At 67.1% G+C, this 727-nt stretch carries 1 protein-coding gene; it reads left to right on the forward strand.

Features of this window, described 5'->3' with window-relative positions:
• Positions 1-532: 532 nt before the first annotated feature.
• On the forward strand, positions 533-727 hold a 195-nt coding region (locus ACWF62_RS20535), incomplete at its 3' end, for a hypothetical protein (protein WP_452631262.1).

A 727-nucleotide genomic window follows, 5' to 3' on the forward strand; every position in this document is an offset into this window, starting at 1 on the left:
GGTCTGCACCGTGTGGACCGACTGGTCGCTCGCCCTGAAGGAGGAAGCACGCACCGATCTGCCCTAATACTTCTGGCCACACGGGGACTACTCGCGTGAACGCATTGATGTCTGCCTCTCGACGGAAGGGTCGCCCGTCGTCCTCCAGCGTCCCGTGTTCAACGAGGTGGGCACTCTCGTGGGAATCGACATCACCGGGGAAGAGTTCACTGTCTCCGTGGAGTCCAGCGGAGGGGAACTCAAGGCCCGGGTCTCCGAGTGATCCAGCAAGCGGCGTTGCGGCCGTGCGGCGACGACGCCTGGCCCGCCGTGCGCGGGGACGGTGGGAGGCGACCGAGGTGCGGGAAACCGTGCCACCCCGCACGAGTGGCCTCTACCGGATCCGGCTCGCGAAGTGGCCTGCTGGTGCGTCGCACGGGAGGGCCTGGCTGCCATGACCACGGAAGCAGGAGTTCACAGCACCGATGAAGACCAATGACGCGATGCGGCGGCTGGTCGGTGATGTCGGTATCCGGGGGCGGGGATCGACGATGTGCCCGACGTGCTGCGCCCGGTGCTTGAGCACGGGTGGACCACCACTCACGACGGGGCGTACCTGCTCTGCGGATTCCTCGACGGATACGTGGGGGACCTGGACGCGTTCCGGGATGTCGTCGCCCTGGAGACGGCGGTGAACGGAAGAGCGGTGACGGACTTCGATCTCCCCCTGGAGGACCGTCACCGGCGG

It is taken from the genome of Rhodococcus sp. NPDC054953, from assembly GCF_053609225.1.